Annotated in this window: 13 protein-coding genes; 7 read left to right on the top strand and 6 right to left on the bottom strand. The window is 68.1% G+C overall.

The genetic code is table 11. The features are described from left to right. Window positions 1–50: 50 nt before the first annotated feature. A complete protein-coding gene (locus tag OG558_RS20225) occupies window positions 51–803 on the top strand; it encodes a MerR family transcriptional regulator (RefSeq protein ID WP_405071641.1) in 753 nt (250 codons plus the stop codon). Here the strand turns inward: OG558_RS20225 and OG558_RS20220 are convergent. Beyond that, on the bottom strand, window positions 800–967 hold the full coding sequence (locus tag OG558_RS20220) for a hypothetical protein (RefSeq protein ID WP_405071640.1): 168 nt from the start codon (window positions 965–967) through the stop codon (window positions 800–802). The two genes, OG558_RS20225 and OG558_RS20220, sit on opposite strands and share 4 nt — an antisense overlap. A gap of 352 nt (window positions 968–1,319) precedes the next feature. Between OG558_RS20220 and OG558_RS20215 the strand changes: the two genes are divergently transcribed. Then, complete coding sequence (locus OG558_RS20215) at window positions 1,320–1,541, top strand: hypothetical protein (RefSeq protein WP_329474477.1); 222 nt, start codon at window positions 1,320–1,322, stop codon at window positions 1,539–1,541. An 89-nt stretch (window positions 1,542–1,630) separates the two neighbouring features. Here the strand turns inward: OG558_RS20215 and OG558_RS20210 are convergent, their stop codons facing one another. The 3 genes from OG558_RS20210 to OG558_RS20200 are packed head-to-tail and all read right to left on the bottom strand — an operon-like array spanning window position 1,631 to window position 4,651. After that, window positions 1,631–1,825 (bottom strand): hypothetical protein, encoded by a 195-nt coding sequence (locus tag OG558_RS20210; RefSeq protein WP_405071639.1) that lies wholly within the window; start codon window positions 1,823–1,825, stop codon window positions 1,631–1,633. Further along, a complete protein-coding gene (locus OG558_RS20205) occupies window positions 1,822–3,138 on the bottom strand; it encodes a hypothetical protein (protein ID WP_405071638.1) in 1,317 nt (438 codons plus the stop codon). The genes OG558_RS20210 and OG558_RS20205 overlap by 4 nt, the downstream gene beginning before the upstream one ends. Window positions 3,139–3,193: 55 nt before the next feature. Next, the gene (locus OG558_RS20200; protein WP_405071637.1) at window positions 3,194–4,651 is read right to left on the bottom strand and encodes a flavin-containing monooxygenase; all 1,458 of its coding nucleotides are present in this window, start codon (window positions 4,649–4,651) and stop codon (window positions 3,194–3,196) included. A gap of 71 nt (window positions 4,652–4,722) precedes the next feature. On the opposite strand from OG558_RS20200, the gene OG558_RS20195 reads away from it, so the two are divergent. After that, a complete protein-coding gene (locus OG558_RS20195) occupies window positions 4,723–5,376 on the top strand; it encodes a TetR/AcrR family transcriptional regulator (RefSeq protein ID WP_405071636.1) in 654 nt (217 codons plus the stop codon). A gap of 18 nt (window positions 5,377–5,394) precedes the next feature. Continuing rightward, entirely contained in the window at window positions 5,395–5,853 is a 459-nt protein-coding gene (locus OG558_RS20190; protein ID WP_405071635.1) for an HIT family protein, read from the top strand. Window positions 5,854–5,876: 23 nt separating this feature from the next. Here OG558_RS20190 and OG558_RS20185 read toward each other — a convergent pair whose 3' ends face one another. Further along, the gene (locus OG558_RS20185) at window positions 5,877–6,488 is read right to left on the bottom strand and encodes a DinB family protein (RefSeq protein WP_405071634.1); all 612 of its coding nucleotides are present in this window, start codon (window positions 6,486–6,488) and stop codon (window positions 5,877–5,879) included. A 215-nt stretch (window positions 6,489–6,703) separates the two neighbouring features. Here OG558_RS20185 and rox point away from each other — a divergent pair, with 215 nt between their 5' ends. Further along, entirely contained in the window at window positions 6,704–8,122 is a 1,419-nt protein-coding gene (gene rox / locus OG558_RS20180) for a rifampin monooxygenase (protein WP_405071633.1), read from the top strand. Window positions 8,123–8,147: 25 nt separating this feature from the next. Here rox and OG558_RS20175 read toward each other — a convergent pair whose 3' ends face one another. Then, window positions 8,148–8,678 carry a class I SAM-dependent methyltransferase gene (locus tag OG558_RS20175; RefSeq protein ID WP_405071632.1) on the bottom strand — a complete coding sequence of 177 codons (531 nt, stop codon included), beginning with the start codon at window positions 8,676–8,678 and terminating at the stop codon, window positions 8,148–8,150. Between the two features lie 1,520 nt (window positions 8,679–10,198). Here OG558_RS20175 and OG558_RS20170 point away from each other — a divergent pair. Continuing rightward, window positions 10,199–11,113 (top strand): ABC transporter ATP-binding protein, encoded by a 915-nt coding sequence (locus OG558_RS20170; RefSeq protein WP_405071631.1) that lies wholly within the window; start codon window positions 10,199–10,201, stop codon window positions 11,111–11,113. Then, window positions 11,110–11,844: an ABC transporter permease gene (locus OG558_RS20165; RefSeq protein WP_329474466.1), complete on the top strand. Its 735-nt coding sequence runs from the start codon at window positions 11,110–11,112 to the stop codon at window positions 11,842–11,844. The genes OG558_RS20170 and OG558_RS20165 overlap by 4 nt, the downstream gene beginning before the upstream one ends. Window positions 11,845–11,862: the final 18 nt, after the last annotated feature.

The following is an 11,862-nucleotide window of genomic DNA, read 5'->3' as shown; positions in this document are numbered from 1 at the left end:
CGCTGATGTTACATCGACTATGTAACGTTGAGTCTGGAAGACTGTCAAGGGTGGACCAGAAGCCGGACGAGGACCTCACCGTCGACCAGCTCGCCGCCAAGGTGGGCATGACGGTGCGGAACGTGCGCGCGTACGCCGGGCGCGGCCTGATTCCGCCGCCCCGCCTGGCCGGCCGGACCGGGTACTACGACCAGGACCACGTGGCCCGGCTCACTCTGGTCCGCGAGCTGCTCGGCAAGGGCTACACGCTGGCCGCGGTCGAGCGGATGATGAGCGAGCTGCCCGACGGCGCGCTGGCGCTGGGCGTCTTCGAGACCCTGGTGAACCCGTGGACCCCGGCCGAGCCCGAGGTGCTCGACGAGTTCCAGCTGGCGGAGCGGGCCGGCGTACCGCACGATCCCGCGGTGATCGACCAGCTCGTCGAGCTCGGGATCGCCGAGCGCCAGGACGACGGCCGGCTCCGGATCTCGAACCCGGACCTGCTCCGTACCGGCCTCGAGGTGATCAAGCTCGGCGTCCCGATGCAGGCGATCTTCGAGATGCTCCCCAAGCTCTTCGCCCAGGCCGACGCGGTCGCCAAGACGTACGTCGAACTGTTCCGCAGCACCGTCTGGCGCGACTTCGCCGACGCCGGTCTCCCCGCCGACGGCTGGCCCGAGATCCAGCGCACCCTGGAAGGCATCATCCCGCTGGCCGGCCAGGCGCTGGTCGCCGCGTTCCGCGAAGCCATGGCCCGCGAGATCGAACAGGTCGCCTACGAAGAACTGGGCCTGGACCCCAAGGGCATTCCCTCAGCCGGCTAGACCCGATCGCGCGGGTCGGCGTCCTGCGGCGGTTGCGGAGCACCACTGAGGTGAGCCCTGCCCTGAGGACGGCGGCGGCCGCGATCAGGGTCGCACGGCGAGGCCGGCATCACGGCGACCAGGAAGGCGATGAGCACACCCCCGAGCACCATGAACGTAGTCACGATCACCTAGTGCCCGCCCTGCGTACGCCGGAAACCACCGAGCCCGGTCTCGTCCCCTAGTGACCCCTGGACGTATCACCAGGGGTAGCTAGGGACTCAGATAGGTAAAGATCCGCATGTGCAGGACGGGCCTTACTTGGGACTGTTCTCTTACCAGGAACTCGAGGGCGGATCAGTCCCACCGCCCGCAGCAGGCAGGAGCACGACGATGCGTCAGATTCAGATCCGCCGGCGGCCGCGCACCACGACCACGACCACCCGCCGTCAGACCAAGGACCTCGACCTCCGTACGCCGTCCGGCCGCCCGCTGCCGTTCTGATCCAGTCCGCCTGTCCCCCGGAAGCCCACGACCATGAAGCTCAGACTGCACGTCCACCACGCGTTCACCGGCGGCTGGTGCGCCGACATCGACGACGATCTCGACCGCCAGCCCGACGACCCGTACTGGTGCGTCGACCAGTGGCCCACCCTCCAGGAAGCCATCGCCGCCGGCTGCGCCCAACTGGCCAGACTCGCCACCACCACCCACCTGACCCGAGTCAGCGGCTACGCCGAACACGCCCTCGCTGCTTGAGTGGTCTGTACCGAAGAACGGGTAGTAGTGCCTCCCGCCGGGGGCCGGCAGGCGTGGGCGAGCCATCAACTCCCCGACTCGGGCGACCACTACCCGCTCTTCGGTACGGCGTCCTCGGACGGCAGGTCGCCGAGGTCGGCGTCCCAGTCGTCGTGGTCGTCGTGGTCGTCGTCGGGGAGGCTCGCCTCGTTGCGGCGGGCGATCCGGATGAACGCGACGATCAGCGCGATCGGCCCGAGCACCATCGCCGTCTCCGGAATGCCACCCATGTGCAGCGCGATCATGACGCCGTCACCAGCGCGATCCCGCCGGCCGTGAACGCGACCATCGCCGCCAGCATCGGGTACTGCGCCCGCCGCAACTGCCGGCGCCGGAACAGTTCGGCAGCACGATCGTGCGCGGACACGACCCCAAGTACGTGTCCGAGCACGATCGCACCGATCTGGACCCCCGCGATCAACCCCGTGCCGAGGAACGCGTAGTCGATCCGCGTCCCGCTCGTGCCGAGCAGATCCCACCCGCGCCCGAACGGATCCGTGGCGAGCAGCACACCCTCCTGCCCCTGGAACATCGCGAACGAGAAGTAGTGCGCCACCGCGTAGCCGATCGCGATCGGGACCAGCGAATGCACGAACGCCCCCGGCAACCCGGCCGCCCCGAGAGCGCCCGACCGGACCCGCACCGATCCCGTCGTCCGCGCCGCTAGCACGAACAACCCCGCGACGATCGCGACGGCAACCATCAGACCGAGCGTGTGTACGACGATGTGCTGCGTCCGACCGAGGTCGCCAGTCAGGCGCGTCCAGGCCGACCACCGCGAGATCCCGTCGAAAGCCGTTGACCCGAGCAACAAACACAGCAGCCCGACGATGCCTGTCTGCTGCGGCATCGTGGCCAGTCCGGCCAGCGGGTTCCGCAGTTCCAGCCACCCGTCGGCGCCACGACCGAAGGGACTCAGTCGCGCGAGCACTTCGGCGTACACCTCGAAGCTGTCGCCGATCCTGAACCAGGCCGGTCCATAAACGATGCCTGCAGCAACATTCACCAGCGCGTAGCCGGTCACGAAGATCGCGACGACGAGCGGCTCGGAGCCGTCCGGGTACGCGAGCTCGAGCCAGAGGAAGCCGGCCAGCCCGGCAACCGCCGGCCAGTACGCGATCCCCTCCGGCACCGTCCGGTACGACGACCGCCGGGCCAGGCCCGCGATCGTGCGCAACGGGTTGGCCAGTCGCCAGATCGGGCCGCAGAGCAGGGAGAGCGGGATGATGCCGACCCAGATCCACACGTAGAGCCAGGTCGGGGCCGGGTTCAGCGCCGGCGAGCTGCTGCCGAACCATGCGGCGCCGAGCAGCATCACGAGCGCGGCCAGACCGGCAGCCTTCAGCACCCGGCGCAGCGTGCGATTGTCGACAATCCTCGTGATGACAATCAGCGAGCGCCCAGCGGCGACGTCGAATCGCGGCCGCGACCAGAACGCGGCCAGGGCGAAGAACGAGACTGCGACCGCAGCGCCGGCGGAGTAGATCGCCAGCCAGAGCGGCACCGGCAGATCGCCACGACCGCCGATCCCGTGCAGCGGCAGCAACAACTCCACCACGACAGGGCCCTCCGCTCGCCAGGTATCTGACTGATCGAATGTAACACGGACGATGTCACATAGCGAGGGTCTGATACTCCGCAGGGTTGAAGCGCCGGGTCAACTGCCGGAACCGGAACGTGAACGACGGCCAGATCGTGGTGTTGCGGCCCTGCGCGTCGAGGTACCAACTGGTGCAGCCGCCACGGGTCCAGACCGTGTTGCGCATCGACGACCGGACGCCGTCGACGAACGCGTGCTGCACCTCCGGTCGCACCTCGACCTGCCGCAGCCCCTGGGCATCCATCGTCTTCAGGGCATCCAGGATGTAGGCGATCTGGGACTCGATCATGAACACCATCGAGCTGTGGCCGAGGCCGGTGTTCGGGCCGATCAGCAGGAAGAAGTTCGGGAAGCCGGAGACCGCCGTACCGAGGTGAGCCTCCATGCCGCCGGACCAGGCTTCGCGCAGTGAGAGGCCGTCGCGGCCGTGGACCATGTCCGTCACCGGCAGGTCGGTGACCCGGAAGCCGGTGCCGTAGATGATCGTGTCGACCTCGTGCTTCACGCCGTCCTCGGTGATGATCCCGGTCGGGGTGACCTCGGCGATCCCTTCGGTGACGACCTCGACGTTCGGCTGCACGACCGCCGGGTAGTAGTCGTCGGAGATCAGCACGCGCTTGCAGCCCAGGGTGAAGTCAGGGGTCAGCGCGGCCCGCAGCAGCGGGTCGCGGACCTGATGGGCGAGGTGCTTCTCCGCCACCTTCTGCACCTGCTTCATGATCGCCGGCAGCTTGGCGAACCCGAGCACCATCGACTCGCGACCCCAGTAGATCCCCGCCCGGGCAACCTTCTGCGCCGGCGGGAAGCGACGGAACACCGCCTTCTCCACCTCGGTGATCTTGCGGTCCGGCCGCGGCATCACCCACGGCGGCGTCCGCTGGAACAGATGCAGTTCCTCGACCTCGGGCTGGATCGCCGGCACGAACTGGATCGCCGACGCGCCGGTCCCGATCACCGCCACCTTCCGGCCACTCAGGTCCAGATCGTGATTCCACTGCGCCGAGTGGAACACCTCACCCTCGAACGACTCGACCCCAGGAAGCTTCGGGTACGACGGTTCCGCGAGCGGACCCATCCCGGACAGCAGCACGTCCGCGACGAACTCACCTTGACTCGTCTGGATCCGCCAGCGACCGTCCTCCCAGCGCGCGGTCTCGACCGCATGCCCGAAGCGGATGTGCGGGCGGATGCCGAACCGGTCGGCGACCTTGCGCAGGTAGTCCTCGATCTCGGGCTGAGGTGAGAACGTCGACGACCACTCCGGGTTGGGCGCGAAGGAGAACGAGTACAGGTGCGACGGCACGTCACACCGGCAGCCCGGGTAGGTGTTGTCCCGCCAGGTCCCGCCGACGTCGTCCGCACGCTCCAGTACGACGAAGTCGTCGTACCCGGCCTGCTTGAGCCAGACCGCCATCCCGATCCCGGCGAACCCGGTCCCGACCACCACGATCCGGTGTTGCCTGGTCTCCATCAGCCCTCCAGTCGAGCCCGTTCGAGCAACTTACTCCCAGTAAGTTACTCGGAGTCAGTTAGACTGCGCAAGTGACCTCGACCACGGACCAGACGGCGGCCGACGTACCGGTGAAGCGGCGGCGCAACCGGGCCGCACGGGAACGGGAGATCCTCGAAGCGGCGGAGCGGATCTTCGGCGAGCGCGGGTACCAGGGCACGTCGATGGACGACGTCGCCGCCGAGGTCGGGGTGTCGAAGCCGCTGATCTACCAGTACTACGGCTCGAAGGACGGCCTGTTCCTCGCCTGCCTGGCGCGACTCCGGGCTCAACTGCTGGAGACCGTCGCCGATGCGGTGATGGCGGCCCGCGATCCCGAGGACGCGCTGTACGCCGGATTTGTCGCCTGGTTCCAGTTCCTCGACGACCACCCGCAGGCGTGGTCGGTCCTGATCGACGAGGGCATGCTCTCCACCAACCCGGCCGCCGGCCCCGCCACCGCAACGACCGACGAGGTCCGCGCCGCCTTCATCGACCTCATCTCCACGATGGTCCGGATGAACCTCCCACCCGGCCGCACCGCCGACGACGAGGAGATCGAGATCGTTGCCCAAAGCATCTCCGGCGCCACCGAACGCCTAGCCATCTGGCGCAGCCGCACCCCCGCCCCACCCACCCCCGAGAAGGTTGCCCGCACCCTCCAAAACCTCCTCTGGCAAGGCCTCCACACCCTCCGCACCCGCTGACCCAAACGGACGTCCTGAATGTTCAATCACGAGCCGGCTGACTACGAGTGCCCGTTCTGCCGACTGGCGTCCGGGCGCGAAGATCACCTGACCAGCCAAGACGACATCGTCCTGCGGGCGGACCGGGCACTTGCGTTTGTCGCCTCGCGCTGGTGGCCGAACAACCGGGGACACGTTCTGGTGGTGCCGACCGCGCACCACGAGAATCTCTACGACCTACCAGCTCCCGACGGCCATGCCGTTCATGACGCAGTCCGGGAGATCGCCATCGCCATTCGTCACAGCTACAGCTGCGAAGGCGTCTCCACCAGACAACACAATGAACCAGCCGGCTACCAGGACGCCTGGCACTACCACGTCCACGTCTTCCCGCGGTACCCCGGTGACAACCTCTACAACACCACCCACCTCCCAGACCCCGCGACCGCGGAAGAACGCCAACCCTACGTACGTCGGCTGCGCGCGCACCTCGCATGAGTGCACTGAGAGCGGAAGGTTGGCTAGTGGTCTGCGAGTGGTGCGCTGTGCCACCGCCACTTGCTGCCGACGTCAGGCAGTCCCGGGAGCGAGATCCGGCCGGTTGCCCATTGGAGCGCGGCCCAGGGATCGAGGTCCGCTGAGCCGAGTGACGCGCACTCGGCCTGCCGGTCCGGGAACATGCGGGCGAGGACCCAGGCACAGACGTCCGACGGCGGCGCGAAGGGTAGGCCGAGACCGGCCGCGATGTCGCCGCCGTGGACGAGCAGTTCGATGCAGCCCATGCCGGCAGTGCCTTCGGCGTCGGCCATCCCGTACGGATGGAAACCGCGGTCGGTCGGCTGTGCCGCGCGTACGACGGCCGACAGGAGGCGGCCGCATGCCTCGAGGAGTTCCAGAACCTGGGCAGTGGTGGAGTCCTCGATGGCGCGGGAGAAGAAACGCACGTAGTGCGAGGGAGCACGGCTGGCGAGCTGCATCGCGTAGGCCAGTTGGCAATGCGCAATGTGCTCAGCGGTGAAACGGCACGACCAGTCGAGCGAACCCGCTGGTGCCTGCCAGTCCCGATCAATCGTAGGCGTGAGCGCCGCCACCACGCTGTCGACTGCCCGATCCAGCTCGTCGGTCGCTTGCAATGAAATTCCTTCGGTCGTCGGGCCGGACACGACAAAGGCAAGGAGTCACCAACTCCTTGCCATATACAGGATATAGCGCACCTGGGGACTTGCCGCAAGGCCCGGGTCGTGCTGGACAATCACCAGCCGGAGTCAGAAACCCGCGGAAACAAAGGACTTGCGGAGTGACTGGCGGACGAAGCCAATCTGGTGAATCGGGGCTTTTCGTGATTGACGTGATCATTGCCGGTGGCGGACCGACTGGCATGATGCTGGCGAGTGAGTTGCGGCTGCACGGCGTCCACGTGGTTGTGGTGGAGAAGGACGTGGAGCCGACCAAGATCGAGCGCTCGACCGGAATGCACGTGCGCAGCATCGAGGTGATGGACCAGCGCGGATTGCTGGAGCGGTTCCTCGCCCTCGGGAAGCAGTACCCGGTCGGTGCGTTCGTCGGCATCCGCAAGCCGCCGCCGGACCGGCTGGACACCGCGCACGCGTACATCCTCGGCATCCCGCAGACCACGACCGACCGCCTGCTGGCCGAGCACGCCGCCGAGGTCGGCACCGAGATCCGGCGCGGGTGCGAACTGGTCGGGCTGAGCCAGGACGACGACGGCGTCACCGTCGAGCTGGCCGACGGCACGCAGCTGCGTTCGCGCTATCTCGTCGGCTGCGACGGCGGCCGCAGTACGGTGCGCAAGCTGCTCGGCGTCGCCTTCCCCGGCGAGCCGAGTACGGTCGAGACACTCCTGGGAGAGATGGCGTTGACCGCGTCGCCCGAGACACTGGCCGAAGCGAACGAGGAGATCCGCAAGACCCAACTGCGGTTCGGCACCGCGCCCGTCGAGGACGGGTTCTACCGCGTCGTCGTACCCGCTGAGGGATTGGCCGAGGACCCCCGGGTCCCGCCGACTTTCGAGGAGGTCAAGCAGCAGTTGCGAGTGACCGCCGGCACGGACTTCGGCGCGCACTCGCCGCGCTGGCTCTCCCGCTTCGGCGACGCCACCCGGCTGGCCGAGCGCTACCGGACCGGCCGCGTCCTGCTGGCCGGCGACGCGGCCCACATCCACCCGCCGGCCGGCGGGCAGGGCCTCAACCTAGGCGTCCAGGACGCGTTCAATCTCGGCTGGAAGCTGGCGGCCGAGGTCAACGGCTGGGCGCCCGAGGGCCTGCTGGACAGCTATCACACCGAACGACACCCGGTCGCCGCCGACGTCCTGGACCTCACCCGCGCCCAGATGGAACTGATGGCCCTCGAGCCAGGTCCGCAGGCCGTACGCCGACTGTTGACGCAACTCATGGATTTCGACGACGTCCACCGCTACCTGGTCGAAAGGATCACCGCGATCGGGATCCGCTACGACTTCGGAGAGGGAGACGAACTCCTCGGTCGCCGCCTCCGCGACGTACAACTCGAACGCGGCCACCTCTACGCCCAGATGCACACCGCCCGAGGTCTACTCCTCGACCAAGCCGGCAAACTCTCGGTCGAAGGCTGGGCAGACCGGGTCGACCACATCGTCGACACCACTGCGGAACTCGACATCCCCACAGCGGCCCTCCTACGCCCCGACGGCCATGTCGCCTGGATCGGCGAAGACCAGCAGGACCTGGTCACCCATCTCTCCCGGTGGTTCGGCCCCGCCACCACCTGACCCACGGCTGCTCGCCGAAGGTCCGTTATCGATCGACAGCTACACGCCGCGCGACGATGGCGGCATGGGGTCGTTTCCCGTCAGCGCGGGTCTCCGTCGCTTCGACCTGAAAGCCCGATGCCGCCAGCCGCTGCGACATCTCCTCGACCGACCAGAAATAGGCGGTCGTCACGGTGTGCGCGAACGGCTCGACCTGGGCGCCTTCGAACATGCCGAGCAGCAGACTGCCACCGTCGCACAGGCACCGCGCGAACTCGTCGAGGATGCGGGGCACGTCGTCCGGATCGGTGTGGATGATCGAGTACCACGACAGAATCCCCGCCACCGAACGATCGGGTACGCCGAGGTTCGTCAGCTCCCCAACACGGTAGGGAACGGCGGGAAACCGCGAGCGGGCGATGTCCACGAACCGCGGCACCAGATCGACACCCTCGACATCACAGCCCTGCCCGCTCAGAAAGTCAGTCCATTGCCCCGGCCCGCACCCGGCGTCGATGATGCGGCCCGTGATCCCACCGGCCCACTGAGACACCAGCTTGCGGTCCAGTTCGTGCATAGCCTCCGTCGAGGCGAACCGGTCGGCGTACTCCTCCGCCCATCGGCCATACGCGTCCCGCACATCATCCACAGCCACAGGCAAACCCCTGACAACCCGACAATAGATTTCACGATGCCGCCCCGTCGGTACGGCGCAGACCCCGAGGCGGCACGACATGCTCCCACGTCCACGAGCCAGCGCCGAACCTCCCGATCGCCGCGCTGCGGCCGCCCGCGCCGTTGGGCCCATCCCAGCCGACACAACTCCGCCGGCCCCGTCCGGTCGCCGCCACGCGGCCGCCGGGCCGTCCGGCCGCCGGGCCGTCCGGCCGGCTGGTCGGCTGGTCGGCTGGTCGGTTGGTCGGTCACTTTGTGCACGAGATCCGTACGGCGCCGGCCCTCCACGCACGGAACTGGTGCACAAAGTCGATCGACCAGTCGACCCGACCATCGCCTGGGTCCGTGTGCTGTGGCCGAACCAGGTGTGGCCAGGGTTCGGGCCCGAGCCCGAGCGGTGCCGGCACACGCACCAAGCAAGCCCGGTCCCGCCCCGATCACGCTCCGACCCGGGGCCGGTGGTGAGCTGACGGTGGGTTGGCGAGTGTCTCGGGTCCGCACCCGCAACGATCCCCGCGACGGCGGCGTCAACACCGCCGAGATCAGGCAGCCACAGAACCGACAACACAGCCGGACAACCCCTCGGCTTGGGGGTTCTCCCCTCGGACACCAGCAGACAACCCAGCACGCGTTCGGCTCTCCGGTCGGCCGTCCGGGGCACCCTTTGGCGGGCGCGGACACCATGTCCCAGGTTCCTGCTCCTGCCCGAAATCCCCGCCCACCGTTCGCGGTCCGCCGCCGCGCCGGCGGGTGGTGGCTGGTGGTGGCTGGTGCCGGCTGGTGGTGTGGTTGTCGTTCCGCCCGGGACTGGGCACCACTCGGGCGTTGCAGCGGCGACTCGGTGCTTGATCGGTGCACGAAGCCACGCGGGGCCGGCGACCCACGGAAACGACAGGAGAGCCCGAAAACCAGTCGCAACTTCGATGATCGTCGCAGAAACTTGGCGCGCAATCGGCACCGTTGCCGACGTTGCCGGAGCGAGAGAAAAGACGATTGGATGAACGCCGAGACGGTTGCCCGCGCAAGCGCGCGCCCGCACCACGACGTACGCCGGTTGGTGGTCTGCTACGGACACGGAACTTCGGCTTGTTCTGGGTCGGCGAGTCAACCAGCGGATTCGGCTCGGTTCCTGGTCTTCGGCACGGCCCCACTCGGCGCGGCGACCGCCGGAGCGTTGGCGACCACCTTCGGAATCCGAACCGCCATGTGGGCACTGGCCGTCCTGTTCGCCTTCACCCGCACCCTCCCACTGGCCACATCAATCCGCCCCTTGCGCGAGTTCCCCACCTACCGCCCTGACAAGGCTCCTTTCTGCTGCCCACGTCCCTGAGAGGCGACCCTGAGGGGTGGCTGACGGATGTCATGGGTGGGTCGTGACGGTCGATCCAGGGGCTGACCGGCGTACGACGGGAAGCTTTGGGCATGACGACAACGACTGCGGTCAGCCTGCGGGGTGTGACCAGGAAATATGGGACGGTGCAGGCGGTTGCCGGGGTGGATCTGACCATCCGGTCCGGTGAAGTGGTGGCGTTGCTGGGGCCGAACGGCGCGGGCAAGTCGACCACGATCGAGATGCTGCTCGGCCTGGTCAAGCCGGACCAGGGCACCGTCCAGGTGTACGACGGGACGCCGGTCGACGCGATCGCGCAGGGCACCGTCGGGGTGATGTTGCAGAGCGGCGGGATCATCGAGGACGCCAAGGTCGGCGAACTGATGAACCTCGTGGCCGGCCTGCACAAGAAGCCGATGCCGGTGCGCGAGGCGCTCGAGCGGGCCGGGATCGCGGACCTGACGGGCCGGACGATCAAGGGCCTGTCCGGCGGCCAGAAGCAGCGGGTGCGGTTCGCGATGGCGATCATCCCGCAGCCCGACCTGATCGTCCTCGACGAGCCGACCACCGGCATGGACGTCGAGTCCCGGCGCGACTTCTGGGCGTCGATGCACGCCGAGACCGCGCGCGGCCGCACGGTCCTGTTCGCGACCCACTACCTGGAAGAGGCCGACGCGTACGCCGACCGCGTGGTGCTGATGCGGAACGGCAAAGTCGTTGCCGACGGCACCGCTGCGCAGATCAAGGCGAGCGTGTCCGGCCGGACCATCCGCGCGACCGTTCCCGGTGCCGACCTGGCGGCGCTTGCGTCGCTCCCCGGCGTACGGAACGTCGAGACCCGCGGCGAGGTCGTCCTGCTCCAGTGCGCGAACTCCGACGACACCCTGCGCTACCTGCTGGACAACACAACAGCCCACGACATCGAAGTGACGTCCGCCGACCTCGAGGACGCCGTACTGGCCATCAGCGCCGGCAGTGACCTTCAAGAACGGGAGAGCCTGGCATGAACCGCGACTACCTGATCTTCGACATCCGCCGCACGCTGCGGAACCGGCGGGTGCTGATCTTCTCGATCCTGATGCCGCTGGTGCTGTTCGTGATCTTCGGTACGACGATCCCGAAGGACGCGAACGAGGCCGGCATCTCCGCGATCGCCTACGTGATGGTGAGTATGGCGATGTTCGGCTCGATGTCCGCGGCGATGAGCAGCGGTGGCGTGATCGCGGCCGAGCGCGACGGCGGCTGGAACCGGACGCTCCGGCTCACTCCACTGAAGCCGCAGGCTTATGTCGTCAACAAGGTGATCCTGTCGCTGCTGCTCGCGATCCCGCCGCTGCTGGTCGTCTTCATCTCCGGGATGACCTTCGGCCACGTGCACCTGAGCATGAACCAATGGGCGACGGTCGCGCTGGTGTCCTGGCTCGGCGCCCTGCCGTTCGCCGCCCTCGGCCTGGTCATCGGGTACGTCGCCAAGCCGGACAGCGTGCAGCCGATCACCGGACTGAGCACGATGCTGATCGCGGCCTTCGGCGGACTGTGGTTGCCGGTCAGCCAGATGCCGTCGGCGATGAAGCACATCGCCCAACTGACCCCGGCGTACTGGACCAGTCAGACCTCACGCAGCGCGCTGACGCAGAGCGGCCTGGACACCCACGCGCTGCTGGTGGTGCTGGGCTGGACCGTCGTCCTCGGCTTCATCGGCCTCCGCCGGTTCCGCGCCGACACCGCGCGGGCCTGAGCGCGGGAGCCCATCGAG

It is taken from the genome of Kribbella sp. NBC_01510, assembly GCF_045040325.1.
Classification (GTDB): Bacteria; Actinomycetota; Actinomycetes; order Propionibacteriales; family Kribbellaceae; genus Kribbella.
Note: the sequence above shows the minus strand (reverse complement) of the source record. Positions and strands in the feature narration are given on the sequence as shown.

Excerpts from the sequence above, each read along its gene's own strand:
- OG558_RS20215 (WP_329474477.1), top strand. The coding sequence starts at position 1,320 with ATGAAGCTCAGACTGCACGTCCACCACGCGTTCACCGGCGGCTGGTGC.
- OG558_RS20210 (WP_405071639.1), bottom strand. The coding sequence starts at position 1,825 with ATGATCGCGCTGCACATGGGTGGCATTCCGGAGACGGCGATGGTGCTC.
- OG558_RS20200 (WP_405071637.1), bottom strand. The coding sequence starts at position 4,651 with ATGGAGACCAGGCAACACCGGATCGTGGTGGTCGGGACCGGGTTCGCC.
- OG558_RS20190 (WP_405071635.1), top strand. The coding sequence starts at position 5,395 with ATGTTCAATCACGAGCCGGCTGACTACGAGTGCCCGTTCTGCCGACTG.
- OG558_RS20175 (WP_405071632.1), bottom strand. The coding sequence starts at position 8,678 with ATGCACGAACTGGACCGCAAGCTGGTGTCTCAGTGGGCCGGTGGGATC.
- OG558_RS20170 (WP_405071631.1), top strand. The coding sequence starts at position 10,199 with ATGACGACAACGACTGCGGTCAGCCTGCGGGGTGTGACCAGGAAATAT.
- OG558_RS20165 (WP_329474466.1), top strand. The coding sequence starts at position 11,110 with ATGAACCGCGACTACCTGATCTTCGACATCCGCCGCACGCTGCGGAAC.